This window comes from Flavonifractor sp. An91 (assembly GCF_002159225.1).
Lineage (GTDB): Bacteria > Bacillota > Clostridia > Oscillospirales > Oscillospiraceae > Flavonifractor > Flavonifractor avicola.
Genome location: NZ_NFHA01000008.1, coordinates 26,342 through 51,060, shown reverse-complemented (window position 1 = coordinate 51,060; position 24,719 = coordinate 26,342). Strand labels below are relative to the sequence as shown.

The 24,719-nt window shown below is 60.1% G+C and carries 26 protein-coding genes and 1 tRNA gene; 19 read left to right on the top strand and 8 right to left on the bottom strand.

Annotated features, from left to right (window positions below):
- Positions 1 to 56 precede the first annotated feature (56 nt).
- Positions 57 to 1,385 (top strand): RNA-binding domain-containing protein, encoded by a 1,329-nt coding sequence (locus tag B5G42_RS06920; RefSeq protein WP_206406164.1) that lies wholly within the window; start codon positions 57 to 59, stop codon positions 1,383 to 1,385.
- Positions 1,386 to 1,508: 123 nt separating this feature from the next.
- On the opposite strand, the gene B5G42_RS06915 is transcribed toward B5G42_RS06920, so the two are convergent.
- The 6 genes from B5G42_RS06915 to B5G42_RS06890 form a co-directional block, all read right to left on the bottom strand.
- Positions 1,509 to 2,945 (bottom strand): CotH kinase family protein, encoded by a 1,437-nt coding sequence (locus tag B5G42_RS06915; RefSeq protein ID WP_140399821.1) that lies wholly within the window; start codon positions 2,943 to 2,945, stop codon positions 1,509 to 1,511.
- 4 nt (positions 2,946 to 2,949) lie between these two features.
- Positions 2,950 to 3,630, bottom strand: a complete 681-nt coding sequence (locus B5G42_RS06910) for a DUF4956 domain-containing protein (protein ID WP_087268431.1) — start codon at positions 3,628 to 3,630, stop codon at positions 2,950 to 2,952.
- A gap of 26 nt (positions 3,631 to 3,656) precedes the next feature.
- Complete coding sequence (locus B5G42_RS06905) at positions 3,657 to 4,367, bottom strand: polyphosphate polymerase domain-containing protein (protein WP_087268298.1); 711 nt, start codon at positions 4,365 to 4,367, stop codon at positions 3,657 to 3,659.
- Positions 4,336 to 5,496: a PepSY domain-containing protein gene (locus B5G42_RS06900; RefSeq protein ID WP_140399820.1), complete on the bottom strand. Its 1,161-nt coding sequence runs from the start codon at positions 5,494 to 5,496 to the stop codon at positions 4,336 to 4,338. The genes B5G42_RS06905 and B5G42_RS06900 overlap by 32 nt, the downstream gene beginning before the upstream one ends.
- Before the next feature lie 173 nt (positions 5,497 to 5,669).
- Complete coding sequence (locus tag B5G42_RS18470; protein WP_204245945.1) at positions 5,670 to 6,629, bottom strand: anti-sigma-I factor RsgI family protein; 960 nt, start codon at positions 6,627 to 6,629, stop codon at positions 5,670 to 5,672.
- A complete protein-coding gene (locus B5G42_RS06890) occupies positions 6,626 to 7,366 on the bottom strand; it encodes a sigma factor (protein WP_087268293.1) in 741 nt (246 codons plus the stop codon). Before B5G42_RS06890 ends, B5G42_RS18470 begins: the two co-directional genes overlap by 4 nt.
- A gap of 261 nt (positions 7,367 to 7,627) precedes the next feature.
- Between B5G42_RS06890 and B5G42_RS06885 the strand changes: the two genes are divergently transcribed.
- Positions 7,628 to 8,275 (top strand): PepSY domain-containing protein, encoded by a 648-nt coding sequence (locus B5G42_RS06885; protein WP_162611059.1) that lies wholly within the window; start codon positions 7,628 to 7,630, stop codon positions 8,273 to 8,275.
- A gap of 120 nt (positions 8,276 to 8,395) precedes the next feature.
- Positions 8,396 to 8,884 (top strand): hypothetical protein, encoded by a 489-nt coding sequence (locus B5G42_RS06880; RefSeq protein WP_087268288.1) that lies wholly within the window; start codon positions 8,396 to 8,398, stop codon positions 8,882 to 8,884.
- Between the two features lie 159 nt (positions 8,885 to 9,043).
- Here the strand turns inward: B5G42_RS06880 and B5G42_RS06875 are convergent, their stop codons facing one another.
- Positions 9,044 to 9,280, bottom strand: coding sequence for a hypothetical protein (locus B5G42_RS06875; RefSeq protein WP_140399819.1), 237 nt, complete (start codon positions 9,278 to 9,280; stop codon positions 9,044 to 9,046).
- Between the two features lie 388 nt (positions 9,281 to 9,668).
- Here B5G42_RS06875 and B5G42_RS06870 point away from each other — a divergent pair, with 388 nt between their 5' ends.
- From B5G42_RS06870 to B5G42_RS06820, 11 genes are all read left to right on the top strand, one after another.
- Positions 9,669 to 11,042, top strand: a complete 1,374-nt coding sequence (locus B5G42_RS06870) for a PhoH family protein (protein ID WP_087268282.1) — start codon at positions 9,669 to 9,671, stop codon at positions 11,040 to 11,042.
- 141 nt (positions 11,043 to 11,183) lie between these two features.
- Positions 11,184 to 12,029 (top strand): cell division protein FtsQ, encoded by an 846-nt coding sequence (locus B5G42_RS06865; RefSeq protein WP_087268279.1) that lies wholly within the window; start codon positions 11,184 to 11,186, stop codon positions 12,027 to 12,029.
- Position 12,030: 1 nt separating this feature from the next.
- Positions 12,031 to 13,722, top strand: coding sequence for an ABC transporter ATP-binding protein (locus tag B5G42_RS06860; protein ID WP_087268276.1), 1,692 nt, complete (start codon positions 12,031 to 12,033; stop codon positions 13,720 to 13,722).
- Positions 13,723 to 13,727: 5 nt separating this feature from the next.
- Positions 13,728 to 14,564, top strand: coding sequence for an energy-coupling factor transporter transmembrane component T family protein (locus B5G42_RS06855; RefSeq protein WP_087268428.1), 837 nt, complete (start codon positions 13,728 to 13,730; stop codon positions 14,562 to 14,564).
- A 22-nt stretch (positions 14,565 to 14,586) separates the two neighbouring features.
- Positions 14,587 to 15,384: a PHP-associated domain-containing protein gene (locus B5G42_RS06850; protein WP_087268273.1), complete on the top strand. Its 798-nt coding sequence runs from the start codon at positions 14,587 to 14,589 to the stop codon at positions 15,382 to 15,384.
- Entirely contained in the window at positions 15,381 to 16,166 is a 786-nt protein-coding gene (locus tag B5G42_RS06845) for an inositol monophosphatase family protein (protein WP_087268270.1), read from the top strand. Before B5G42_RS06850 ends, B5G42_RS06845 begins: the two co-directional genes overlap by 4 nt.
- 10 nt (positions 16,167 to 16,176) lie before the next feature.
- Positions 16,177 to 17,001: a MurR/RpiR family transcriptional regulator gene (locus tag B5G42_RS06840; protein ID WP_087268267.1), complete on the top strand. Its 825-nt coding sequence runs from the start codon at positions 16,177 to 16,179 to the stop codon at positions 16,999 to 17,001.
- A gap of 201 nt (positions 17,002 to 17,202) precedes the next feature.
- On the top strand, positions 17,203 to 18,822 hold the full coding sequence (locus tag B5G42_RS06835; protein WP_087268264.1) for a vWA domain-containing protein: 1,620 nt from the start codon (positions 17,203 to 17,205) through the stop codon (positions 18,820 to 18,822).
- Between the two features lies 1 nt (position 18,823).
- A complete protein-coding gene (locus tag B5G42_RS06830; RefSeq protein WP_087268261.1) occupies positions 18,824 to 19,465 on the top strand; it encodes a 5-bromo-4-chloroindolyl phosphate hydrolysis family protein in 642 nt (213 codons plus the stop codon).
- The gene (locus B5G42_RS06825; RefSeq protein ID WP_087268258.1) at positions 19,435 to 20,502 is read left to right on the top strand and encodes a hypothetical protein; all 1,068 of its coding nucleotides are present in this window, start codon (positions 19,435 to 19,437) and stop codon (positions 20,500 to 20,502) included. The genes B5G42_RS06830 and B5G42_RS06825 overlap by 31 nt, the downstream gene beginning before the upstream one ends.
- A gap of 59 nt (positions 20,503 to 20,561) precedes the next feature.
- Entirely contained in the window at positions 20,562 to 21,125 is a 564-nt protein-coding gene (locus B5G42_RS06820) for a flavodoxin domain-containing protein (protein WP_087268255.1), read from the top strand.
- Positions 21,126 to 21,206: 81 nt separating this feature from the next.
- Here B5G42_RS06820 and B5G42_RS06815 read toward each other — a convergent pair.
- A tRNA-Arg gene (locus B5G42_RS06815) sits at positions 21,207 to 21,283 on the bottom strand.
- A gap of 288 nt (positions 21,284 to 21,571) precedes the next feature.
- On the opposite strand from B5G42_RS06815, the gene B5G42_RS06810 reads away from it, so the two are divergent.
- The 5 genes from B5G42_RS06810 to B5G42_RS06790 all read left to right on the top strand — a co-directional run bounded on the left by B5G42_RS06810 (position 21,572) and on the right by B5G42_RS06790 (position 24,714).
- Positions 21,572 to 21,781 carry a helix-turn-helix domain-containing protein gene (locus B5G42_RS06810; protein ID WP_087268253.1) on the top strand — a complete coding sequence of 70 codons (210 nt, stop codon included), beginning with the start codon at positions 21,572 to 21,574 and terminating at the stop codon, positions 21,779 to 21,781.
- Between the two features lie 171 nt (positions 21,782 to 21,952).
- Positions 21,953 to 22,306, top strand: coding sequence for a helix-turn-helix domain-containing protein (locus B5G42_RS06805; protein WP_087268250.1), 354 nt, complete (start codon positions 21,953 to 21,955; stop codon positions 22,304 to 22,306).
- Positions 22,299 to 23,054: an ImmA/IrrE family metallo-endopeptidase gene (locus B5G42_RS06800; RefSeq protein WP_087268248.1), complete on the top strand. Its 756-nt coding sequence runs from the start codon at positions 22,299 to 22,301 to the stop codon at positions 23,052 to 23,054. Before B5G42_RS06805 ends, B5G42_RS06800 begins: the two co-directional genes overlap by 8 nt.
- Entirely contained in the window at positions 23,047 to 23,589 is a 543-nt protein-coding gene (locus tag B5G42_RS06795; RefSeq protein ID WP_087268246.1) for a hypothetical protein, read from the top strand. Before B5G42_RS06800 ends, B5G42_RS06795 begins: the two co-directional genes overlap by 8 nt.
- 231 nt (positions 23,590 to 23,820) lie before the next feature.
- Positions 23,821 to 24,714, top strand: coding sequence for a DUF6017 domain-containing protein (locus tag B5G42_RS06790; RefSeq protein ID WP_087268243.1), 894 nt, complete (start codon positions 23,821 to 23,823; stop codon positions 24,712 to 24,714).
- The last annotated feature ends 5 nt before the right edge of the window (positions 24,715 to 24,719 follow it).

The window sequence follows — 24,719 nt, the reverse complement described above, 5'->3', positions numbered from 1 at the left end:
GCGATGATCTAATATAATAATTATCAGATTATTAGATTGCCTGTGGGAGGTTCATCATGTTCACGGAAAACAAAACGACCGAGCTGAAGCGGGAGTATGTGGACGACATCAAGAATACCGCCATCGCCTTCGCCAACTGCGACGGCGGCACCATCTATGTGGGCATTGAGGACGACGGCACGGTGCGCGGCGTGGAGGACGCGGACGGCACCATGCTCCGGGTCACCAACGCTATCCGGGACGCCGTGCGCCCGGATCTGACGATGTTCCTGGACTGCCGCTGTGAGACCATGGAGGGAAAGCCGGTGATCTGCGTCCGGGTCCAGCGGGGGACGGCTCGGCCTTACTACCTCCACAGCAAGGGCATCCGCCCGGAGGGCGTCTTTGTCCGCCGGGGGGCCTCCACCGTCCCCGCCAGCGAAGCGGCCATTCTGGACATGATCAAGGAGACCAGCGGCGACAGCTATGAGGCCGCCCGCTCCCTGGAGCAGCAACTCACCTTTGAGCAAGCCTCGGCGTTTTTCCGGAGCCGGAACGTGGCCTTCGGCCCGGCTCAGATGCGCACGCTCCATCTGATTGGTCCGGACGGCACCTACACCAACTTGGCATTCCTGCTCTCAGACCAGTGCAGCCACACCGTCAAGCTGGCGGTCTTCGAGGGCAGCAAAAAGTCGGTCTTCAAGGACCGGCAGGAGCTGACCGGCTCTCTGCTCCAGCAGTTGGAGGACGCCTACGGCTATATCGACCGATTCAACCGCACCCGGGCGGAGTTCTCCGGCCTGGATCGGGTGGACATCCGGGACTACCCGCCCGAGGCCGTGCGGGAGGCGCTACTCAACGCTCTGGTCCACAGGGACTACGCCTTCAGCGGCCCCACACTCATCAGTATTTTTGAAGATCGGATCGAGTTCGTTACCATCGGCGGCCTGGCCAGGGGCATCGGGCTGGAGGACATCCGTCTGGGCGTCTCGGTGCTGCGCAACCCCAACTTGGCCAACATCTTCTACCGCCTGCGGCTGATCGAGGCCTACGGAACCGGCATTCTCCGTATCCACGAGTGCTACGCCGGCGCAGCGGTGCAGCCGGCTATCGAGACCACCGACCACGCCTTCAAGATCACCCTGCCGAACCTGAATTTCAGCCGCGAGACAGAAAATGCCCCATCTACCCGGCCAGCCACCAGTTTGGGCAAGAGAGAGGCCCGGGTGCAGAAGGTCATCGGGCTGTGCAGAGAGAATGGGTGGGTCGTCCGGAAAGACGTGGAGGCGGCACTGAGCGTCTCCCAGGCCACGGCGATCCTGCTGCTGCGGGAGATGACCCGGGACGGCCTGCTGGTGAAGCGGGGAACGGCGAAGAACCTGCGGTATTATCTGGCGGAAATGTGACAACGGTGAAATTGCAATCAGGCCGCCGGTTCCGAAAGGAACCGGCGGCCTGATTTTTTCGTTTATCAAGCACCAAATTGGCGTGGATCTGTTCTGAAACTCATTCCATGTTCTTTCCCTGCGTCACTCCACCACCGCCGCGGCCTCATCCTGCCGCTCCCTTGCTGCCTCCAGGTCATCGAAATCCCCCAGGGCCCGCAGATCCACATGGGAGGCGTCCACCCCCGCCCCCGGATTCGACTCCTGCTGGGCCAGGGTGATGGGATAGTCCCCCTCCAGTTGTCCCCGAATGCTCTCGGAGCGCAGGCGGCACACCTCCAGCAGGGTGTCCACCGCCAGCAGGTGGTCCTCATAGGAGCAGAAGGCGGTGGGGTCGGCCTGGACATAGGGGGCGATCATGGCCTGGGTCTGCCGGATGACCGCCTCATACCGGCCGCTCTCGAAATACTCCGTGATCAACTGGTCGAAATAGGCGTGATATTGGGCGAAATAACCGTCGTGTTTCATCAGATTGTGATAGAGGGGCCGTTTCAGCATGGTCTCCCCCCGGGCGGGGGTGTTGATGGGCCAGTTGATCAGCACATTGGGGTCCCGGATGGGATCGGTCATGCCCAGGGCGTAGGTGCCGAAGGCCAAGTTGTAGTCCCAGGGCAGGATGGAGATCACCCCGTCCTCCTCATAGAGGAAGTAGTTGTGGCCGGTGTGGCCCAGGTAGCTGTCCCAGTTCATGACGAACACCTGGACGGTAAAATACCGCAGCACCTCATCCACGTTGATTGCCGTCTCCAGATCTTCCCCGGTGGACAGCACCCGCAGGGCCTGGATCAGCCGCTCCCGGTCCGCCACGTCCGTGTCAAACTTGGCGTTGTCAAAGATGTTTGGGTAGCCGGCGGGGTCATCGCCCACGTACCGCAGGGCCACGTCGGCGTTCTCCGCATTCAGGGAGCGGTAGTCCGGCTTGTAGAGCTGACCGTGATCCGGGCCGAAGTTCCGCCGGGCAAAGGCCTCCTCCGGCTCCTCGATGGCCAGAAACAGTCCCCAAGGGGCGCCGTTCACCGTCACCCAGGCATAGCTGCACAGCGGGGCGGGCACCTCCATGTAGGCCATCATGTGGTAGACCAGCCAGGTTTTGAGGTAGCTGTTGTCCTGGAAGGAGGCGTCCAGGGAGAGCTTGTCCAGGCCGTGGTAATTCCCGCCGTCCACATAGTGGTCGAATTCCAGTTTCAGGCTGTACCGGGACAGGCCGTACTCCTCCGTCAGCCGGAGGGAGTTGTTCCCCTTGGCCCGCAGGCCCACCTGGTAAAATTCCTCCCCGTCGATGACTGCGGTGCAGGGGATATACTCCTCCGCCGGGGCGTTTTCGAGGAAAGCCGCCCAGTCCTCCACCCGCAGGTCCACGGTGTGGACCCGGCCATCGTCAAAGAGGCGGGAGGCGTACCCGGGCGCGGCGCTGGCGGGCCGGAGGCCCAGAGCCTCCCCGAAGCAGAGCAGACCGGTGAGGACCAGGGCCAATAGGATGGCCCCGCCGCAGATAAGATCGATATGCCGGTGGCGGATCATGGCCTCACCCCATGTAGTCCCCGTTGTAGGAGACCAGCACCACGTTCCCCACGCCCTCCATGGCCCCCAGCTCATTGACGAACTCCGTGTCGGCATCCCGCAGGCGCACCTCGTAGTTCAGCTCGATCTGGCCCGGGGCCACGCTCTTGCTCTTCAGATTCAGCCGCCGCACCCGGGCCTCCACCAGGGCGCGCACCTGCCCCTCCACATCCTGGTCGGCGCAGTGGACCACCAGGATGTAGGGGGACTCCCCGTTCTTCTGCCGGGAGAACACCAGCAGCACCACCCCCACAAATAGGCTGCCCACCACCGCCAGGGGGATCAGCCCCGCCGCCAGCACGATGCCCGCCGCGATGGCCCAGAACAGGAAGGCGATATCCATGGGCTCCTTGATGGCGGTACGGAAGCGGACGATGGACAGGGCGCCCACCATGCCCAGGGAGAGGACGATGTTGCTGGTCACCGCCAGGATCAGCAGGGTTGTGATGAGGGTGAGGGCGATGAGGGTCACCCCGAAGCTGGGGGCGTACATGACCCCGGCGTAGCATTTTTTATAGACCAGGAAGATGAACAGGCCCAGGCAGAAGGCCAGCGCCAGGGCGATGGCGGCGTCCGGCAGGGAGACCGCGTCCAGCCGCTCCAGAAAGCTGGATTTGAAGATGTCCTGAAAGGTGAACGTGGGCATGGCAGCCACACCTCTTTTCTTCGTTCTCAGTCAAACCGCCGGCACAGGGCGTATTTGGAACAGGCTCCCGCCCGGCGGCCCGGCGTCTGGACGGCCAGCCGCACCAGGTCGGGGAGAAAGGCATCGTACTTGACCTCCAGTACCGTCACCCCCTCCAGGGGCCTGAGGGGAAAGGCTCCTGGGGACAGGAAGCCGACGCTGTCCCTGCAGGTGCGCAGGTTCCGGTCCAGGGTCACCCGGACGTTTCCGGGGACGTACAGGAAGGCCTCCCGGTCATAGCACACCACCGTCCTGGGCCGCAGCAACGTCCCATGGAGCTTGTGGTACAGCTCCGACAGCAGGGGCTCACCCCGCTCCAGAAGGAAGGCGTCCTCCCCGGAGAGCAACCGCTCCGCCTCCTCCAAAGTCAGGCGGGCGGAACGCTTGCCGCACAGGCCGTTGACCTTCCACTTCTTCTCCAGCTTGAGAAAATCCGGGCGCTCCCCGTAGTATCGCAGGCGGAACTTCTCCCGCCGGTCCACCCCGTCCAACTTCTCCCGGAGGGCGGTATCGTAGGTGGTGTCGAAATACAGGCTGGTCACCCGGTAGGAGCCGTCCGGCCCAGCGTGGCCGTCCCGGGGAAAGAGCTTCCCCAGCCTGGAGGCGAGCACCAGATCCTCCTGGGGAGAGATCTGGTGCTTGACCTCGTGGCGCAGGCGGAGGGGCTCAGTCGTCCCAATCGTCGTCCCAGTCGTCATCGTCGTCCCGGTCGTCGTAGTCCGTGTCGTCCCAGCCGTCGTCATCGTCGTCCCAGTGGTCCTCGCCGGTGGGGTCGCCGTACCAGTCGTCGTCATCGCCCCAGTCGTCGTAGTCGGTGATGCCATCGGCATTGGGGCCGTAGTCGGTGTCGTCGTAATCGGTGATCCCGTCCGCGTTGGGGCCGTAGTCCGTGTCGTCGTAATCGGTGATGCCGTCGGCGTTGGGACCGTAGTCGGTGTCGTCGTAATCGGTGATTCCATCATTGTTGGGGCCATAGTCCGTGTCGTCATAGTCGGTGATCCCGTCGGCATTGGGGCCGTAGTCGGTGTCGTCGTAGTCAGTCACGCCGTAATCGGTGATCCCGTCGCTGCCCGGGCCATAGTCGGTGTCGTCATAGTCCTGGAACTCCGCGTCCATCTCGGTGACCTTGCCGGTGTAGGCGTTCACCTCATACTCGTACTCCACGCCGTCCAGGACGAATTCCACCTCGTACTCCCCGTCGTCCAGGTCGTACTCCTTCTCCACAAACTGCAGATCGTCCCGGCCCAGCTGGGTGGAGAGGATGCTCTGAGCGGCGGAGGCGTTGATGTACCCCTTGTCCCCGTAGGCGTCGTCGTAGTCGTCTTGGTCCAGGGTCACGGCCTGGGAGCCGATCTGGTCGGTCTCCACCACCAGCCGGACCGCCTCGGCCAGTTCGTTCAGGAACTGGTCATTGGGGCAGACGGAGCCCCGCTCCAGCTTCAGGATGATGTTCTTCTCGTGGCCGCCCACGGTGGCGTCGAAGTAGCCCAGGGCATTGATCTCGTCCACCAGCTCTCCCACCACCTGGGTACAGGGCCGGCCCTCATAGCCGGTGTAGGAGGCCAGCAGGGTCTGGGCCTCCTGGTTGCGGCCGGTGAGGGCCACCACGTTGCCCAGATCGTCATAGTCCATCTCGATCTCCGGGTTCACGCTCAGCAGGACGGTGCCGGCCACGCCGCCGCTCTCTTCCAGGAGGGGGGCGCTGGTGCCGGGGGTCTCGGGGAGGGACGCCGTGCCGGCGCCGTTCCCGCAGGCGGTCAGAGTGGTCAGGGCCAGGGCGGCGGTCAGGGTCAGGGCAAACCATTTGGTGCGGATGTTCTGTTTCATTTCATTCATCTCCTTGAAAAGGGTGTTTGGTTTGTGTGTTCTGCTTTTAGATTACGGAGCCGCTGCCGAAAAACCGGGGCCTGGGAAAAACTTTTTTCCTCTTCTTCGGCTGACACAGGGAGGATACGGCGGCCGGTCTCCAAAACCGGGGCCGCGGCGGAAATTTTTCTGCGTTAATCGTCGTCATCCCGCTCTCCGTCATCGTCGCCATCATCATCGTCATCGCCGTCCCAGTCGTCGTCATCGTCGTCCCGGTCATCGCCGTCATCCCGGTCCTCATAGTCGGTGTCACCGTCCACATAAGGGCCGTCGTCGGGAGGTTCATAGTCGGTGACGCCGTCGCTGTAAGGACCGTAATCCGTATCCTCATAATCGGTGACCCCGTCGGCGTTGGGGCCGTAGTCCGTGTCATCGTAGTCCGTGATCCCCGGGTCGGCAGAGGGGACAGGGGGCGCGGAGGGCGCCGGCGTGGGCTCCGGCACAGGCTCCGGCGTGAGGTCCGAGGTGGGGGACGGCGTGGGGCTGGGCGGCGCCACCGGGATCACCACCTCGGTGGCCGGTTCCTCCTCCGGCGCGGGGCCGATTTGGATCACGATGGTCTCCCCGTACCGCTCCTCCAGATCCTCCCGGGCCGCCTGTTCCTCCCGGGCCTGCCAGTCGGCGTCGGCGCTGGTGACCGTGATGGACACCGTCTCCCCGCCGGAGAGGTAGCCCATATCGATGGCCCGCTCCACCAGCTCCCCGGTCACGTCCTCCCGGTCCTTGCCGCTGTATTCGTAGCCCGCAATCAGGCTCTGGCCGTCCTCATTGAGCCCCTCCAGCTCCAGCACCCGGTCGGTGCGGCTGAGGGTGAGCTCCACATCCGGGTTGATCTGGATGCGCAGGGCGCCGTAGGGGGTGAAGTTTGGCTGGTAGTAGCCAAAGAACACCAAGCACAGACAGGCGGCCAGGCCAGCCACGCCGGACAGGGGCTTCCACAGGGCGGGGCGTTTTTCCCTGGGGTGCCGCAGCTCCACGATGTCCCGCACTGTGTCCCCCACCTGATAGCGCAGGTTGGCGGCCTTCAAAAAGCGGCCCTCCTCGTCCAGCACCACCGCGTAGGCCGGATGCACCTCCATGACCAGATAGCTCACGCCTCGTCGCCCCCTCTCTTGGGGCCCACCTGGCACAGGTGGCCCCGGATGATCTCATAGCCGTTGGTGAAGGCCAGCAGGATGGCCACCAGGTACTTCCGGTGCCGCTCCATGGTCTTCCTGTCGGTGCCGGAGCCGGCGGACAGCTCCCCCATGGGCAGCTTGCCCGTGTCCTCCACCCGTTTCAGCAGCTCCGGCTGGGTCCGGGCGAAGTCCAGCACCCGGCGGCAGGCGGCGAAGGTCCGCTCCTGCCGGGGGCAGTTGTCCGCCACATCGGAGAAGGTCAGGCCGAACTGGGCCAGCTTCTCGGAAAACTCCTGGATCTCCCGCCGGCTGGCGGTGCGCACCGCATAGTCCCCGGCGTGGTCCACGGTGTCGGGGATGGTGTCCAGCAGCTCGCCGCCGTCCTCCTCCCCGCCCAGGGGGGTGTGGAGGGAGATCACGTTGCCGTGGCGCTTCTCCGTCCGGTAGTGGTCGATGAGCCGGTTTTTAATAGCACGGGCGGCGTAGGGCAGAAAAGCGCCCCGGCTCTTCTCATAGGCCAGCACCGCCTCATAGAAGGCCAGCATGGCGATGCTCAGTTCGTCCTCATGGCCGTTTTCCGGGGCGGTATGAAGAAACTTCACCGTCTCCGAGCGGATAAAGCCCATGTACTGACGGATGAGGGCGTCCGCCGCCTCCGAGTCCGTCTTGGCCGATCGTACCTGGGAAACGATGTCGTGCTCTGTGCGCACCATTGCCATCCCTCCATCCCCCTCCGGCAGTAGGATACGGACACGCCGCCGGATTTTCGGGGTCACAGCAGAAATTTTCAAAGGGTAGAAAACACTATTGTAAAGTTTAGCGGCTGCGAAACGGAGGCGCGACCGTCTGGATGTCAAATCTTTGTCAAATATATGTAATGAAACGGATGGGGCGGTTTTGTGTTCCCTTGGATGGGTTGCGCGCCAGGGTTCTTCGTGGTAGGATGGAGGCACGCACACAGAAAGGAGCGCGGGATGAAACAGATCTTTTCTTTCGGTTTGACAGCGGCGCTTTTGCTGGCCTGCCTGACCGGCTGCGGCGGACAGGCGGGCGGCGCCGCGCCCGGCGGGACGGCCCCCTCCGGCGGCCAGACTCCCCCGGCGTCCTCCGTTCCAGAAACGCCCGCCGGCCAGGGGCAGACGCCGCCTGTGTCCCCCGACCCGGAGAGGGGAGTCGCCGCCGGGGAGATCAGCCGGGAGGAGGCCCTGGCCATCGCCCTGGACAATTCGGACGTGCCGGAGGGCGACGCCTACAACATCAAAAACGAGACCGACAGCGACAATGGCATCCCCATCTATGACATCGAGTTCGAGACCGACTACGGCGACTACGACTTTGAGGTGGCCATGGCCGACGGTCGCATCGTTGGTGCGGACTACGAGGTGGACGAGGAGTGGCTGGACGCTCTGGACGGCAGCCCTGTCACAGCGGAGGAGGCCACTTCCATCGTGGCCGGCAAGGTTTCCGGCGCCAGTGCGGCGGACGTATCTGTCTGGGAAGAGTCCGGCGACGGCCGGGGACGTTACGAAGGGGAGCTGTTCCTGGACGGCATGAAGTACGAGTTTGAACTGGACCCCCGGACGGGGCGGATCTTCGACTGGAACGCTGATCTGCGGGATTGATGCCCACAAGCCTATTGCAACACGCGGATTTGGCTGCAGGTACCGGAAACAGGCATCTGTCCTGCGGAGACCCCGGAATACTATACCGTCCAAGGGAAAACAGGTAAGGGAGTGTCCTATATGAGCATCCGAGAGGCACTGATCCATATGTTTACAGACAATCCCGTCAACTGGCTCAAATGGGCGCTGGTATTTGCCGTCCTGATCGGAGGGTATTTTGTCGCAGTCCCGCTGTATGGGAAACTCTCCCACGGTATGAGCTGGGAGCGCAAGCGGGACATCGCCAGGAGCCGAAACCACATCATCAAAGCGTCGATCGTAAAGAAATGGCCATCCGGGGATGTGGGCCACTACAGCTGGCACGCTACCTACCGTTATACGCTCCAAGGCGAGGAGCGTAGGTACACTGCCTATTTCAAGCACCCGTCCACGCCGCCCCTGTATCTGTATCTCTACTACATCAACGATCCCTGTAAACTCTTTTCCTGTGATGAATACCACTATCAAAACCACAAAGGGCTGCTTCTTCTGCTGGTCATTTTCCTGCCCTGGATTTTGGCTCTGGTCGTCTTTGCCCTTTTGGGTGTGGAGCCGCCGCAGGCAATCTAAGAGAGGGAACCGCTGCTGGACGGCATGAAGTATGAATTTGTGATCGCCCCACGATCCTTCGACTGGAATGCCGGCTGGCAGGACTGGCCGGCACAGAAAACCAGCGGGGAGAAGGCACACTGCCTTCTCCCCGCTGCTTCATTCTGTATGTTTTGTCCTTCAGGATGGCTCCTTGGGCGAAAATCCCAGTCTGGCCTCCAGCTCCCGCATTTTGATCTCCATCTCGTGCAGCGCCATGGACGGCGTTTTTTCCTGCCTGGTCACCATCTTGACCAGGAGCTCGGCCAGAATGGACGCATTCGTCCGCTCCAGCAGCTCCATCGCCCGCTCCAGCGTCTGCCCGGTAAATCCGGCCTTTTCCAGCTTCTTGCGGTCTTTTGTTTGGCTGCTCATCATTTTCTCCTCCTTTTGACTGTATGCTGCCAGCGTCGGGATAGGTGCTTTGCTTAGATTTCTGGATTTAGTATAGCCGCCCGACTGTAAAATCCAAAAGGCGGCCCGGGTTAAACTTCTCCGGAGTGCAAATGGTTCAGCACCTTTTGGTACAGATTTTACCTGCGTTTTACCCAAACGCGGTGGCGCATACCGAAGCACCGCTGGTATACTGCAGACAGATGCGGCAGGCATCGGTTGGGAGCGGCAGTATGGAGCACAGGTTCAGAAAGCCCAATCAAAATCAACAGCGTGTGATCAGCGCCGGTTTGCGCCCTTGTGGGGCGAACCGGCGCTGTTTTTCCGGGCACCGCTCCCAAGCATGAAAAATACAGAAAGGCAGGCGCAACGTATGCAGAAGACCTATGTGCTGGACGCCAATGTCCTCCTCCAGGCCCCCTACGCTCTGGAGTCCTTCGAGGACAACAACATCGTGCTGCCACTGGCGGTGCTGGAGGAGTTGGATGATCGGAAGGGGGCTGACGGTGAAGCGGGAAACAACGCCCGGCATGTGCTCCGCTTCCTGGAGAGATTACGGCTCCAAGGAGACCTAGTAAAAGGCGTGACCCTGCCCAGTGGAGGCACCGTGCGCCTGGAGGTCAACCATGTGGACGCGGCCCTTCCCCAAGGGATAGAACCCGGCAGCCGGGCAGGAAGGGTGCTGAAGGTGTGCCGGGGCCTCATGGACGAGGGGACACCGGTGACGCTGGTGAGCCGGGACATGGTCGCCCGCATCCGGGCCCAGATGATGGGGGTGCCGGCGGAGGACTTCACCACTGACCGGCTGCCGGACGGCGCCCAGCCCTATACCGGCCGGGCGGAGGTCTATATTCCCGATGCTCTGCTCCCGGCCTTCAAGAAAAAGGGAGTGCCGGCGGGAGAGCTCTATGCCGTGGACGGCGCGGGGGAGCGGAAGCCGGCTTCCTTGACCGAGAACCAGTTCGTCCTTCTGCACTCGGATACCGAGCCGAAAAAGACCATGCTGGGCCGTTTCCGGGAAGGGAAGGTGGCCGCCCTGCGCTTTGGCGGCGTCCGCCCATTCGGCGTCAAGCCCCGGAGCGTGGGCCAGCAGTTCCTGCAGGAGGCCCTGCTGCTGCCGGTGGAGGAGGCGCCCCTGGCCATCATCCAAGGGCCGGCGGGCACCGCCAAGACCTTCTACGCCCTGGCCGCCGGACTGGAACAGGTACTGGAAATGGAGGAACGCCGCTACCGCAAAATCCTTGTCTGCCGCCCCAATGCCCAGTTTGACGCGGACATCGGTTTTCTCCCGGGCAGTGAGCAGGAGAAGATCTCTCCCCTCATGCGGCCCATTGTGGACAATCTGGAGATCCTGCTGGATCTGGAGGGGAAGAAAAAGGACCGGCGCAGCGAGGAGGAGCTGCGTGGGCGCATTGACTACCTCTTCGATACCGGCATCATCACCGCCGAGGCCATGAACTTTATGCGTGGCCGGTCCATCACCGACACCTGGCTCATCATCGATGAGGCCCAGAACCTGACCCCGCGGCAGGTCAAGGGTATCATCACGCGAGTTGGAAAAGGCACCAAGGTGGTGCTGCTGGGGGACCCGGCCCAGATCGACCATCCCCTGCTGGATACCCGGAGCAACGGATTGACCTACGCCAGCGCACACATGAAGGGCAGCCCCCTGTGCGTCCAGCTGACCATGCTCCCTGACGAGTGCGAGCGTTCCTCTTTGGCTCTGGACGCGGCGATGCGGATGTAAATGAGGGCAGAACTTACATAACACGGCAGATAAGAAAATTTATTTACATTTTACAGGACTTTGGAGGAAGAATTTACATCCCGGCGGTATACTGTGCCTGTGTGAGCGAGAAACACACCATCATAGGGAGGAAAATATGCTATGAGTATCGCACAGAAGCAGACTGCCACACAGTCCCAGAAGCTGATGATCTTCGTCCTGTCCATGTCCCTGTATGGGCTGGCCACCCTGTTCACGGAGCTGATCCCCAAGTTCCAGGTGGGGGTTGTGGAGTTCTCCGTGGAGTACTTCCTGTTCATCCCCCTGACCCTGGCCATGCTGTTCGACCCCCTGTCCGCCGCCCTGGGCGCCGCCACCGGCGAGCTGGTGTTCAGCGAGATCATGCTGGGTCAGTTCGGCGGCCTGGGCGAGCTGGAGAAGTTCCTCACCGTCACCATCGGCGTATACATCGCCGGACGGCTGGTGAAGGACCCGAAGACCCGCGTCATGGTGGGCGTGGCCGCCATCACCGGAACCGCCGCCCAACTGCTGATGGGAACCGTGGTGGACATTCTGAAGGTCCAGCTGGCGGTGGAGGACTTCGAGGCCGTGGCCGGCCTGCCTGAGAGCGTGTTTGCCACCGAGGGCTTTGCCTTCCTCAACGACCTGCTGTTCTCCGGCATCCTGTTCTGCCTGCTGCCTACCCTATACCTGGTACCCAAGCTGTATGGCAAGATCGAGCCCCTGCTGGGCATGGCTCCCCGCACCCCGGACAGCGCCGTCAGCGGCATCAGCCCCAAGGCGTTGATCGTATGCGCCGTCGGCTTTGTGTGCGCCATCGTGGCTGAGCTGGCCGCCACTGCCGGTATGTCCCTTATTGACTGGGAGGCCGAGTGGGCCGAGAGCGGCACCGCCATGGCCGTGGGCATGGTAGCGGCCGCCGCGGTGGCCATCATCGCCCTGCTGGTCATCAAAAAGAACGCCGGGAAAAAGGCCGCGGTGAACTGACATGAACGCGGTTGAGATCGACGGCCTGACCTATACCTACCCAGGCGCCCCTCAGCCCACCCTGAAAGAGATCTCCCTTCAGATCGAGAAAGGGGACTTCCTGGCGGTCGTTGGCAACAACGGCTGCGGGAAGTCCACTTTGTGTAAGGCCCTCAACGGCCTGATCCCCCACTTTATCACGGGGACCATGGAGGGAAGCGTGCGGGTGGAGGGGCTTGACACCCGGGAGAGCGACGTGGGCGTCCTGGCCCAGAAGGTGGGCTATGTATATCAGGACTTTGAAAACCAGATCGTCCGGCCCACCGTGCTGGACGACGCCTCCTATGCCTGCCTGAACTACGCCTTCCCCGACTACCTGGCGCGGGGCAGGACTGCTTTGCGGCAGTGCGGTCTGGAGGGCAGGGAGGAGGAATATGTCTGGCAGCTCTCCGGCGGTCAGACCCACCTGCTGGCCCTGGCCGGCGCGGTGTCCCTCCAGCCGGACATTCTGATCCTGGACGAGCCCATCGCCCAGTTGGACCCCATGCACGCCGACCGGATCTATGAGGTCCTCCGGGACTTGAATGAGAACCACGGCAAGACCATCCTCGTCATTGAACACCATACCGAGTACATCGCCGACTACTGCAAGCATGTGATGCTGATGAGGGACGGCCAGGTGCGCTGGATACTGCCCACGGAGAATGCCCTCCAGCGGGTGGAGGAGCTGGAGGAATGCAACATCTTCCCGCCCCAGGTGACCCAGGCGGCCCACCGGCTGCGGAGGGCAGGCCGTCTCCCGGCGGACATCCTCCTGCCCACCACCGTGGAGGGAGGAAAAACCGCCTTCGCCGGACTGCATTATATCTCCCGGGAACGTCCGGCGCCAGCTGTCCCAGACGGAGAGAGCGCAGTCTCCTTCCAGGACGTATCTTTGGCCTACCGCTCGGTAAAGGGGGAGCCCCACACCGTGTTCGACGGCCTGAACCTGAACATACGGAAAGGGGAAAAGGTGGCCCTCATCGGCTCCAACGGGGCGGGCAAGTCCACCCTCATGAAGCTGATGGTGGGTCTGCTGAAGCCCAATTCCGGCACAGTTTCCCTCTTTGAGGAGGCCATTGGGGACAAAAAGGCCGAGGATCTGTCCCGGCAGATCTCCCTGGTGTATCAAAACCCGGAGGAGATGTTCATCAAGGACTCCATCCGCGCCGACATCGCCTACGCCATGGAGGTGCGGAACGTCCCGGAGTGGGAGAAACGCACCGGGGAGCTGCTGGAGCGGTTCCGGCTGACAGAGCTGGCAGACCGGGACGGTCGCCTCATGTCCGGCGGGCAGATGCGCCGGGCCAGCCTGGCCATCGGCATCGCCTTGAACCCGGGTATCCTGCTGCTGGACGAGCCCACCGCCAACCTGGACATCGCCACCCGGCGGGAGATCATGGCGGTCCTGTCCGATATGAAGGACATCATCCAGACCGCCGTCATCGCAACCCACGATATGCAACTGGTGTGCCAGTGGGCGGAGCGAATCATTGTGCTGTGTAACGGCCAGGTGGTGGCCGACGGCGCCCGGGACGAGATCTTTGCCCGGGCCGACCTGGTGGAGCAGGTAGGCATCCGTCCGCCGGAGATCTTCTCCATGGCACAGGCTTTAGACAGCCGTTCCATGTGCTATACCATTGACGAGTTCCTGTCATCCTTTCAGGAGGTGTGACCGCTGTGGAAAAATTGACCGCGAAACTCTCGGAGAGCATTCTGGACAAGCTCTCCATGGACTTTCTCCGCAATCAGGTGCTGAAGAACGCCTATGGCAATGACGACACCGTCATCGCCGCCCTGGATCCCCGGGTGCTGCTGGCCTGGTACCTGTTCTTCGGCCTGGTTCCCTGGTTTGTCAGCGACATTCCCTTCCTGCTGGGGTGCTTCCTGCTGGTGATGGCCACCACCCTCCTGGCGAGAGTGGCAGGGCTGGTGCTGTTCCTCTTTGCCCTGGGGGTCTTCTCCCAGACGGGGTATCTCTTTGTGGTGACCCTGCTCTTTGGAGGTGACGCCTCCGCCATTGCCCCGCTGCTCATCCTCACGTTGAAGGTGGCCACCATCTCCCTGGCCTCGGTGACCGTGTTCTCCGGGCTGGACCCGGACAAGCTGTCCAACGGTCTCATGTGGTACGGCTGCCCGGAGCGGCTGAGCTTTTCCATTTCCTACGCCTACCGGATGCTGCCCATGCTGATGGAGGAATTCCAGAACGTGCTGCTCTCCTACCGGCTGCGGGGCAATCCCCCCGCCCACGAGACCCTGGGGGGCAAGGTCAAGTACCTGATCTATCAGGTGAAGATCATCATGCAGTCCTTCTACCCCCTGATGCTCAACACCGCCAAGCGCTCCCGCACCACGGTGGAGGCGCTGGAGCTGCGGGGCTACCGGTACGCGGCGGTGAACAAGTCCGTGAAGAAGATCAAGCTGGCCGCCCTGAAGGTCACCTATAACGATGGACTGTTTCTGGCCATCTCCTTTCTGGTGGTGGCGGTGGCCGTCCTGATCTCCACACTGCTGTAAGTAAGAAAGAAGGTTTTTTCTCTTGCGCCTGGATTTTCACACCCATGGGAAGCTGGCCAAAAAGCTCCCGTTTTCCACCGCCTACACAGACTGGCTCTTCGGCGAGGCCCGACGGGCTGGCCTGGACGCCCTGTGCTTGACGGAGCACTTCAACACCCTCCAGTTTGCCGATGTGTACGGCTACATCGCCTCGGTGAGCCGGAGAACCGGGGACGCTCTGGAGCTGGAGAACGGCCTGAAAATTTTCCCCGGCATGGAGACCGATGTGGCCGAGGGGGGCCACATCCTGTCCGTCGGGCCGCTGGAGGCCATTCTGGAGCTGAACCGGCGGCTGGAGCCCCACAAGGAGAAGGGAAACTTTCTGCCCTTCGCCCAGCTCATGGATCTGTTCGACCAATACCCGGTGGTAGTGGGCTGCGGCCACCCCTTCCGCGCCGGCGGCCATGTGCCCGAGTTGCCTCAGGAGCAGCTTCGGCGGCTGAGGTTCCTGGATCTCAACGGCAAGGACCTGGCCCTGGACCGGGATCGGACGGAGCGGCTCACCTACGCTCTGGGAAAAGAGCTGGAGATCCCTGTGGTGTCCGGCAGCGACACCCATCAGGCGGTGCAGTACGGCTGCGTCACCACGGTCTTTGAACGGGATGTGGACACCGTCCCCGCCCTCTATGGGGAGATGACAGCCGGCCGCTACGCCATCGATCTATCCGACACTGCCGCCTTCCAGGTGCGTACCGCCTGCCTGCTGAAGCGGTCCCTGAAGGAGATCCACGCCCTGGGAGGCGACTATGTGGCCATTCTGACCCGGGAAGCCACCGCATGACCGCCCTGACGGATCCTCTGGCGGAGGGGGCCGTCCAGGCGGTATTGGCGGCGGGAAGGCTGCTGGCCGATCCCGCCGCCGTCAGGAGCATCCGGGCCAAGAGCGAGACGGACTATGTCACCAATGTAGACCTGGCGGTGCAGGAGTTTCTGCTGGAGCGCCTGGCGGCCCTGGCCCCGGACGTCCAGTTTATGGGAGAGGAGCAGGACAATACGGGGCTGGACTGGAGCCGCCCCTGCTGGATCCTGGATCCGGTGGACGGCACCACCAACCTGATCCACAGCTTCCGGCACAGCGCCATCTCCTTGGCTCTGGCGGAGGGTGGACAAGCTGTCTTTGGTGTGGTATACAATCCTTATACGGAGGAGTGCTTCACCGCCCGCCGGGGCGGCGGAGCGCTCCGAAACGGAGTCCCGATCCACGTCAGCGATGTCTCCCGGCTGGAGGACAGCCTCCTGTCCACGGGCACCGTCCCAGGCCGCCGGGAGCTGGCGGATGCGGCTTTCCGGCAGATGCGGGCGCTGTATGACCGGTGTCAGGACGTGCGCCGCACCGGCTGCGCCAGCCTGGACCTGTGCTGGGTGGCCTGCGGACGGCTGGACGGCTATGTGGAGCTTGTACTCCAGCCGTGGGATTACGCCGCTGGAATGCTCATCGTGGCGGAGGCCGGGGGACAGGTTACCGCTCTTGGCGGCGCCCCCCTCTCTCTGGCGGAGGGTGGGCCTCTGCTGGCCTCCAATGGGCGGCTCCGCGGCGCACTGCAAACAATTTTGAAGGAATGAGGGTTTCGTCATGGACCTGCGCCTTCCCGCCGCCGCTGGGGAACTGACCCGGGCGGAGCAGAAGATCCTGGATTATATCAACACCAACACAGATACCTTCCTGTTTTTGTCCATTGGGCAGCTGGCGGAGCGGCTGGAGCTCTCCGACGCCACGGTCTCCCGCTTCGCCCGCCATGTGGGCTGCCGGGACTTCAAGGCGCTGAAATCTCTGGTGCTGGAGCAGTCTCCGGGCCCGGCGGTAAAGCTGGCGGCCACACTCAGTCAGGGAGCGCGTTTTTCCCCACAGGCCTGGCTGGAGCGGCAGCGGGCGTACCTGGAGACGACCATACAGCAGCTCTCCACCGTGGAGTTTGACCGGGCGGTGGAGGCCCTCTGTTCTGCCCAGCGGGTATTCATCCACGGAAAAAACGCCTCCGCCTCCCTGGCTCAGCTGCTCCACTTCCGCCTGCGCCGGCTGGGCTTACAGGTATCTCTCTTTCCCTCCGGCGGCTCTGAACTGCTGGAAGGGCTCTCCCAGGTCGGCGCAAAAGACCTGGTGGTTCTGTTCAGCTTCTCCAAACTCTCCCGTGAGGGCCGCGTCCTCCTGGAGCACAGCCGGGCCGCCGGCTACCGGACGCTGGCCTTTGTGGGACGCACCTGCCTGCCCGCGGAGGAGCGGGCGGACGTCAGTCTGTTCGCCTACCGCGGCACCGAAAAGGAGTACCACTCCATGGCTGCCCCCGCCGCCCTGCTGGACGCCCTGGCCGTCGCTGCGGCGGAACGGTTAGGAGCTGAAAGCGCGGAACGCCTTCAGCTATTGCACCAGATGAAAAAAGACTACTTTCCGGATGGATGAACGCATCCCCCATGCGTGTGCACACATGGGGGATGCGTTCATTTTCCAGGATAACACACGGATTTTACACGCATTTTACTGCGCTGCGGTAGTGGGCATCCACCGGATGTGATATGGTAAATTAGGTTTATTTTATATATTCCTCTCTGTGCAGGTCCTTGCTGCCTGTGCACCGTATCAGGAAAGGAAGGGTCTACTGCTATGAAACGCGCAGTTTTATCCGTATGTATCCTGGCATTTGCATTGCTTTTGACAGCCTGTGGTCCGGCATCGTCTGACAGCATAACCTCCACCGGCGATCCCGCCAGCGGAGAGCAGACTTTCCACTACGGCGGAGATGTGACGCTGCGCATCCTCTCCGGCTCGGAGAACCAGGAGCTGGAGGGCATCCTGGAGGACTTTGCCCGAGAACGGGGCGTGAACATCGAAATGGAGTACCAGGGCTCCCTGGATATCATGCGGACACTCCAAGGGGAAACGGTGGACTATGATGCGGTATGGCCGGCCAGCAGCCTGTGGCTCACCGCCGGGGACACCCAGTACCGGGTGAAGCACGCCCAGTCCATCTCCATCACCCCGGTGGTGTTCGGCATCCGACAGAGCCTGGCGGAGGAGCTGGGTTTTGTGGGCCGGGAGGTGTCGGTCAGCGACCTGCTCTCCGCCATTCAGGCGGGGGAGCTGGAGTTCTGCATGACCTCCGCCACCCAGTCCAACTCCGGGTGCAGCGCCTACATCGGCTTTCTCTACGCCCTGCTGGGCAATCCGGATGTGATCACGTCGGAGAGCCTCCAGACCCCCGGCCTCTCGGAGCAGATCACCCAGCTGCTCTCCGGCGTGGATCGGTCCTCCGGAAGCTCTGACTGGCTGAAGGACCTGTTCCTCACCGGCGGATACGACGCCATGGTGAATTATGAGTGCCTCGTCATCAGCGCCAACCAGGAGCTGGAGGAGCGAGGCGAGGAGACGCTGTACGCCGTCTACCCCTATGATGGTCTCTCCATCGCCGACTCCCCCCTGGGCTATGTGGACAACGGGGACACCGAGAAGGAACAGGCCTTTCTGGATTTACAGGAGTATCTCCTGTCCGACGAGGTGCAGAATGAGATCCAGCGCACCGGCCGCCGCACCGGTTATGAGGGGGTGTCGGCGGAGAACGCCGACGTGTTCCGCGCCGACTGGGGCGTCCAGCCGGATCGGGTGCTCTCCCCCATTCGGATGCCCTCCACCGATGTGCTGATGGAGTGCCTGAACCTGTACCAGACGGAGTTCCGCAAGCCCTCCCTCACAGTCTACTGTCTGGACTACTCCGGCAGCATGGAGGGGATAGGCCGGGAACAGATGGTGGAGGCCATGAGCCAGATCCTGATCCAGGAGAACGCGGAGCAAAATCTGCTCCAGGCCTCGGAGCACGAGGTCAATATCCTTATCCCCTTTGAGGGCTACCCCCGGGACGTCTACACCGCCGAGGGCAACGGGGCGGAGCTGGAGGATCTCTACGACCAGGTGGAGGCGGAGGAGGCCGTGGGTGGCACCGACATCTATTATGCCGCCATGGAGGGCCTGCGGCAACTGGATGGCTACGACCTGAGTCAGTATACCCCCGCCATCATCCTGCTGACGGACGGGGTGTCCGACGGGAGTTTTTCCGACTTCCGGGACGGCTACGAGGCCTTTGGGGCGGATGTGCCGGTGTTCTCCATCATGTTCGGTTCCGCTGATCCCACCCAGCTGGAGGAGCTGGCGGAACTGACCCACGCCCGGGTCTTCGACGGCCGGGAAGACCTGATCGGGGCCTTCCGTAGCGTGAAGGGGTACAACTGAGATGAAAAAAGGACAGCTGCGGCAACTGGTACTGTCGCTGGGGGCGGGGGTCGCGGCCTTTTTGGTCCTGGCCCTGGGCCTGCGCTGGAATTTCCTGTTCAGCGCCGCGCTGGGAGTGGGAATCTATCTGGGAGTGTGGTTCCTGCTGGCCCCCAGGGCGGACCCCATCACCCTCTATTTCGCCCAGCGGCCAGACGGCGGCGAGATGCAGGCCCTGATGGAGGAGGCGGAGCGGGATCTGAAGGCCATCCGGTTGGCCGCCGGCCGCATCACGGACGTCCGGACCCATGAGGACGCCCTGGCCCTCACGGAGACGGGGGATCGCCTCTACCGGTATCTTCGGGAGCATCCGGAGAAGATTTCGTCGGCCAACCGCTTCCTCACCTACTATCTGGACACGGTGGGCCGGATCCTGGGGCAGTATGTGAAGTTCCAGGAGGCCGGGCTGGGGACTTCCGAGGTGCGGGAGTTCCAGCGGAAGGTGCGGGCCATTTTGCCAAAACTGAAGACCGGATTCGAGGAACAGCTCAGCCAGTTGATGGCCTCGGAGCGGTTTGACGCGGAGGCGGACATGAAGGTCATGGAGGGCCTGCTGAACACGGAGGGATTCCAATGGGAAGCAAATCAAAATGGATCGGTCTGATCATTCTGCTGGCCGTCATCGGGGCGGCGGCGATCTATCTGCTGCTGGGCGGCGGCCCCCAGCCGGAGCCCACCGTCCTGCGGGGCTATGTGGGGGGCGAGAAGATCGGCCTGCTGGAGGACGAGGCGGTACAGGACATTCTGGAGCGGGACTACGGGCTCACCCTGGATTACGCCAAGGCTGGCTCCTTGGACATGGTGGCGGCGGACCACGAGGGCCGGGACTTCCTCTTTCCCTCCAGCCAGACCGCCCTGGAGTACTACCAGCAGCTCTATGGCGCGCCGGACAAGAGCCAGATCGTGTTCAACACCCCCATCGTCCTCTACACCCACCGTCCCATCCTGGAGGCGTTCCAGAAAGAGGGATTGGTGACAGAGCGGGACGGGGTCTACTACATGGACATGGCCGGGCTGGTGGCGGAGATCGAGGCGGGCACCACCTGGGCGGATCTAGGGCTGCCGGAGCTCTACGGCACCGTGGCGGTGAACACCACCGACCCTGTGCGCTCCAACTCCGGGAATATGTTCGCGGGGCTGCTGGCCAATGTGCTGTGCGGCGGGGTGGCGGATGCGGACAGCGTGGAGGCGGTGTTGCCCCGCTTGCAGGCCATCTTCGAGAAGTTGGGCTATATGGAGGCGTCCTCCTCCGACCTCTTCGACCAGTTCCTCAAGACCGGCATGGGGGCCAAGCCCATGATCGCCGGCTATGAAAACCAACTGCTGGAGTTCGCCGTGGAGAACCCGGAGGACTGGGAACAGCTGAAGGATGACATCGTGCTGATCTATCCCACACCCACCGTCTGGTCCTCCCATATCTACATCGCCCTGGACGAGGCGGGGGAGGCGGGCATCGACGCCCTGATGGACGAGGAGGTCCAGCGCCTGGCCTGGGAGAGCCATGGCTTCCGCACCGAGGTGTCCGGGACGGACGCCGATGAAGACCACTTCGGCGTCCCCCACCTGGCCGCGGAGATCACCCAGGTGGCCGCCATGCCCAGCTACGCCGCCATGGAGAAGATCATCGCCGCGCTGTCGTAAATTGAAATTTTACCGCAGGGCTGGATAGTTGCGCTGTGCAAAGGGAGGCATTTTCACAGATGGATGGGCTCATCGTCTATGGCAGCAAATACGGCACGACCCGCCGGTATGCGGAGGAACTCTCCCGGCTCACCGGCCTGTCCGCCATCCCCTGTGGGGAGTTCCACAGGCTGGCTGAGGGGAGTATCCTCGTCTATCTTGGGGCGCTCTATGCCGGCGGGGTGCTGGGGCTCAAGCAGACAATGAAAGGTCTTTCCCTCCGGGAGGGCCAGCGGCTGATCGTGGCCACTGTAGGTTTGGCCGACCCTGCGGAGCCGCAGAACCGGGCGCATATTCGCGCTGCACTTCAAAAGCAGTTGCCCCCGAAGTTCTTGGAGCGGGCCGTTCTCTTCCACCTCCGGGGCGGCATTGACTATGCCGTTCTGTCCCCACGCCACCGGGCCATGATGGCCGCCATGTGTTTCTCCCTGCGGAGGAAGCCAGCGCGGCAGAGGTCCAGTGAGGACCAGGCGCTGCTGGAGACTTACGGGAAACAGATCGACTTTAGCAAAACCCCATTTTCATTAGCAGACATACCTAAAATCGTTCGATTCCCCCACGGCAAGATGGTTGGAAACGCATAGGATAATTGGGAAATTGATCGATTTCACTCCGTAACAATTTTGAATAAAAAACGCCGTGATTTCGCAAAATCACAGCGTTTTTGGCACCCCCGGGCAGGCTCGAACTGCCGGCGTTCCGCTTAGGAGGCGACCGCTCTATCCAACTGAGCTACGGGGGCTTATACAGAAAATATTCAATTTTGCAGGGCTCCAGGATTCGAACGGTTCGATTGTTAGGAGTACGGCGTACCATTTCGTAAGTTGTTCATATCATATCTTCCCGTGTTGTTTCTTCGCAAATTGTGCTGCCTGGAGGCAGGTCAATTTGCACAAATTCCCCTGAAATATGCTGTCTTACAACGGCTTTTCAAATGTCGTATTAGCAAGGTATTAGCAGAAACCCCTTGTAACGGAGGGCTTTCAGGGGCCATTTCACAATGCTATTAGCACAGATGGAGGATAATCTTATGAGCACCAACACACCCAACGAAAAAGGAACGCCCCAAAGCAGAACATACACCGTGAATGACATCGCAGCCATTCTCGGTATCGGCCGCGCTTCGGCCTATAAGCTCGCCAACTCCGGATTGTTCAAGACGATCCGCATCGGCAACATGATCCGCATCTCCAGGAAGTCCTTTGAGGATTGGCTGAAGGCGGAGGGGCTGGATGAATAGGTGATGCCGCATAGAGGATTTAATTGATGGTTGTCCTTGCAAAATGCAAGTATGCTCATTCCAATCCCTTGACCTTATTTCGCACTGTCATAATTTTTATATAAAATTGCATTTACATTATGACAAAACGGAGTATAATATATAATAGGAGGATTGAAAGGAGGACAATCCATGGCTACTAAAAACATGACTAATATAGGTGAAAAAATCAAGAGGTTAAGAGAAACAGCAAAAGTTACTCAAACGCAGTTAGCAGAGTTTTTATCAATCGATCAAAGCCTTATATCTAAAATCGAAAAAGGCGAACGTTCAATCTCGTCAGATATGCTTAGCAATATTGCAACACTATTTTGCTATCCATTATCGAAACTCCTTACAGAAGATGAAGTAAAACCAACATATAATATTGCATTCCGAACCACTACTATCAGCAATGACGATCTTCGAGCATTATTTGTAATTAATAAAATTGCACTAAATCAATTTAAAATGGATCAACTTGCCGGAGGTATTGCTGATGATTGATAGAATGGACTTGAGCAATAAGGCAAGTACAATAAGAAAAAGGTTGGGTGAGGATGAATCCTCTCCGGTTGATATTTTTTCATTAGTTCAAACAATACAAAATCTTACACTAGTCTTTTATCCGCTAGGAAGTAATATTAGTGGCGCATGCTTTAGAAATCGGCTATCATCGTTAATTGTCGTGAATTCCGATATGTCGCTCGGACGCCAAAGATTTTCATTAGCGCATGAACTTTACCACTATTATTTTGATGAGGACAGCGATTCCGTCATATGCTCTAGCCAAATTGGTAGCGGAAATGATAAGGAAAAAAATGCCGATCAGTTTGCTTCCTACTTTTTGGTGCCGTCTGCCGCTTTATATGCAGCAATCACAAAATGCAAGAAGAACTCCACTGACAAATTATCATTGAACGATATTATCCGTCTGGAACAATATTTTGGAATCAGCCATCAAGCGATGTTGATTCGATTGCAAAGTGAAGGTCAGCTTACATCCGCAGATTTGGCTTCAATGCAAGGTGGAATTATCTCAGCTGCGGCACGACTCGGATTTGACACATCATTGTATAAGCCGACCGAAGAAAACAAAAAGATGCAAGTATTAGGTCACTATATTTGTCAAGCGGAAAACTTGCTTGATAATGATGTTATCTCTCAAGGTAAATATGAAGAACTTCTGTTAGATGCTTTCCGAGAGGATATTGTTTATGGATTGGAATCAGAGGAGGGGGATATCGTTGACTGATACGCTCTTCTTTGATACTGACTGTCTTTGTGCCTTTTTGTGGGTACAAAACGAAAGCTTATTGCCTCAGTTATATCCTGGAAAAATTGTTGTTCCAAAACCGGTATATACAGAACTGTGCAGGCCTAACACTCCGCATTTAAAGGCTAGGGTTGATGCGTTAGTTGCTAAAGGGCAAGTAACAATACAAGAGATTGATGTTACTTCAGAGGAATATCAGACATATTACCAATTGACCGAAGCGCCAGAAGCTGGCCATAAGATAATTGGTAACGGAGAGGCCGCTTCAATATCCTTGGCCAAACACTATGGTGGAATTGTTGCAAGCAATAACTTCAGAGATATTCAAGTATATATAACTGAATTTGGACTAAAACATACAACGACAAGTGACATCCTTGTAGATGCCTATACTCGAAAAATCATTACTGAAGCCGAAGGAAATCGCATCTGGGCTCAAATGATTGCGAAAAGAAGAAGGTTAGGGGCGGCTTCATTTACAGACTATCTAAAACTCAAAAACGGCACAACTTGATTTTTCCTTGTGTTGGCATTCATTTGACGCCATAGGTTTTATATAACCTATGGCGTTCTTTTATGCCGAAAACTGCCCCCAAAGGAGTTAAAAATCCCGGATTTTTTCGTCTACAATCACCCGGAAGGCCACTGCCCATAGGTTTTCCCCTCCGGGGTGTCCAGGAGGCACAGAGGCCGCCTTTTCCTCCAAAATAAACACTTTTCCTGACCGCCGAAAGGAGGTGATACCATGGCGGTATTTCGCATTGAGAAAACCCGCGATTACACGGTGATGTCCAACCACCACCTGCGCAACGCGGGACTGTCGCTGAAATCCAAAGGGCTGCTCTCCATGATGCTGTCCTTGCCGGAGGACTGGAACTACACCACCAGGGGGCTTGCGAAAATCTGCAAGGAGGGCACGGACAGCATCGGCTCCGCCCTGAAGGAGCTGGAACGGGCCGGGTACATAGTCCGCAATCGCCTGCGGGACAGCAAGGGCAAGATCGTGGATGTGGAGTATGTCATCTATGAGACGCCCCATCCCCCGGACACGGGCCAGCCGTGTGAGGACGAGCCGGATACGGCTTGTCCAGATACGGAAAACCCGGATATGGATAACCCATGTCTGGAAAACCGGCCGCAATTAAATAAAGAGAAAAGAAATCCTGAAGAACAAAATACTGATTCATCAAGTACGGAAGGATCAAATCCTATCCAATCAAGCCCCCACCCCCCCACAGGGGCCAACCGGACCGGACGGGACTGGATGCGGGAGCGAGAGAGCTATCGGGAACTCATTTTGGAGAATATCGAGTATGACTATCTATGCCGGGATGACCGGCTGGATCAGGATATGCTGAATGAGCTGGTGGAACTCATGGTGGACACCGTCTGTTCCCGCAGGGAAACGATCCGCATTGCCGGGGACGACTATCCGGCGGAGGTGGTTAAATCCCGGTTCCTGAAGCTGAACAGTTCTCACATCGAGTATGTGTTGGACCGTATGCGGGAGAATACCACCTATGTCCGCAACATCAAGAAATATCTACTGGCTGCCCTGTATAACGCCCCGGCCACCATCGAGAGCTACTATGCGTCCTTGGTGAACCACGACCTTTACGGCAGCGGAGAAAGGAGGTAATCACT

What these genes read in the sequence shown, in the direction of transcription:
- B5G42_RS06905 (WP_087268298.1), bottom strand. Translation starts at nt 4,367, where the DNA reads ATGACGACTGGGACGACGATTGGGACGACTGAGCCCCTCCGCCTGCGC.
- B5G42_RS06865 (WP_087268279.1), top strand. Translation starts at nt 11,184, where the DNA reads ATGAGTATCGCACAGAAGCAGACTGCCACACAGTCCCAGAAGCTGATG.
- B5G42_RS06800 (WP_087268248.1), top strand. Translation starts at nt 22,299, where the DNA reads ATGATTGATAGAATGGACTTGAGCAATAAGGCAAGTACAATAAGAAAA.
- B5G42_RS06835 (WP_087268264.1), top strand. Translation starts at nt 17,203, where the DNA reads ATGAAACGCGCAGTTTTATCCGTATGTATCCTGGCATTTGCATTGCTT.
- B5G42_RS06825 (WP_087268258.1), top strand. Translation starts at nt 19,435, where the DNA reads ATGGGAAGCAAATCAAAATGGATCGGTCTGATCATTCTGCTGGCCGTC.
- B5G42_RS06840 (WP_087268267.1), top strand. Translation starts at nt 16,177, where the DNA reads ATGGACCTGCGCCTTCCCGCCGCCGCTGGGGAACTGACCCGGGCGGAG.
- B5G42_RS06830 (WP_087268261.1), top strand. Translation starts at nt 18,824, where the DNA reads ATGAAAAAAGGACAGCTGCGGCAACTGGTACTGTCGCTGGGGGCGGGG.
- B5G42_RS06805 (WP_087268250.1), top strand. Translation starts at nt 21,953, where the DNA reads ATGGCTACTAAAAACATGACTAATATAGGTGAAAAAATCAAGAGGTTA.
- B5G42_RS06810 (WP_087268253.1), top strand. Translation starts at nt 21,572, where the DNA reads ATGAGCACCAACACACCCAACGAAAAAGGAACGCCCCAAAGCAGAACA.
- B5G42_RS06790 (WP_087268243.1), top strand. Translation starts at nt 23,821, where the DNA reads ATGGCGGTATTTCGCATTGAGAAAACCCGCGATTACACGGTGATGTCC.
- B5G42_RS06890 (WP_087268293.1), bottom strand. Translation starts at nt 7,366, where the DNA reads ATGGTGCGCACAGAGCACGACATCGTTTCCCAGGTACGATCGGCCAAG.
- B5G42_RS06920 (WP_206406164.1), top strand. Translation starts at nt 57, where the DNA reads ATGTTCACGGAAAACAAAACGACCGAGCTGAAGCGGGAGTATGTGGAC.
- B5G42_RS06885 (WP_162611059.1), top strand. Translation starts at nt 7,628, where the DNA reads ATGAAACAGATCTTTTCTTTCGGTTTGACAGCGGCGCTTTTGCTGGCC.
- B5G42_RS06875 (WP_140399819.1), bottom strand. Translation starts at nt 9,280, where the DNA reads ATGATGAGCAGCCAAACAAAAGACCGCAAGAAGCTGGAAAAGGCCGGA.
- B5G42_RS06820 (WP_087268255.1), top strand. Translation starts at nt 20,562, where the DNA reads ATGGATGGGCTCATCGTCTATGGCAGCAAATACGGCACGACCCGCCGG.
- B5G42_RS06880 (WP_087268288.1), top strand. Translation starts at nt 8,396, where the DNA reads ATGAGCATCCGAGAGGCACTGATCCATATGTTTACAGACAATCCCGTC.
- B5G42_RS06900 (WP_140399820.1), bottom strand. Translation starts at nt 5,496, where the DNA reads ATGAAACAGAACATCCGCACCAAATGGTTTGCCCTGACCCTGACCGCC.
- B5G42_RS06910 (WP_087268431.1), bottom strand. Translation starts at nt 3,630, where the DNA reads ATGCCCACGTTCACCTTTCAGGACATCTTCAAATCCAGCTTTCTGGAG.
- B5G42_RS06870 (WP_087268282.1), top strand. Translation starts at nt 9,669, where the DNA reads ATGCAGAAGACCTATGTGCTGGACGCCAATGTCCTCCTCCAGGCCCCC.
- B5G42_RS06915 (WP_140399821.1), bottom strand. Translation starts at nt 2,945, where the DNA reads ATGATCCGCCACCGGCATATCGATCTTATCTGCGGCGGGGCCATCCTA.
- B5G42_RS06845 (WP_087268270.1), top strand. Translation starts at nt 15,381, where the DNA reads ATGACCGCCCTGACGGATCCTCTGGCGGAGGGGGCCGTCCAGGCGGTA.
- B5G42_RS06860 (WP_087268276.1), top strand. Translation starts at nt 12,031, where the DNA reads ATGAACGCGGTTGAGATCGACGGCCTGACCTATACCTACCCAGGCGCC.